This is a genomic window from Bradyrhizobium sp. CCBAU 51627, assembly GCF_028128765.1.
GTDB lineage: Bacteria > Pseudomonadota > Alphaproteobacteria > Rhizobiales > Xanthobacteraceae > Bradyrhizobium.
Genome location: NZ_LBJG01000039.1, coordinates 1 through 300 on the forward strand (window position 1 = coordinate 1; position 300 = coordinate 300).

The following is a 300-nucleotide window of genomic DNA, read 5'->3' on the forward strand; positions in this document are numbered from 1 at the left end:
GATCTCGTCCTGCGTCAGCTCAATGAGCGGCAGCATCTCTGGCGTGATCGCCGTACTCTGTTCGGTGATCCGATTGGCCGGGACCGCCATCTCCTGATGACTGCCCAGGCTTGCGGCCAGATCGGCCAGCACCGGCCTGGCGAACAGCGTCTGCACGTCGACCCCCAGCGACCGCCGCCGCAGCCGCTCGATCAGCTGCACCGCCAGCAGCGAGTGCCCGCCGAGCGCAAAGAAGTGGTCGTGGCGTCCGACCCGCTCAACACCCAGAAGCTCGGCCCAGATCTGTGCCAGCGTGGTCTC

1 protein-coding gene is annotated in these 300 nt (G+C 67.0%); it reads right to left on the reverse strand.

Features of this window, described 5'->3' with window-relative positions; translation table 11 throughout:
- The coding region (locus tag XH88_RS39280; protein ID WP_271671021.1) for a phosphopantetheine-binding protein at positions 1 to 300 on the reverse strand (300 nt) is incomplete at both ends.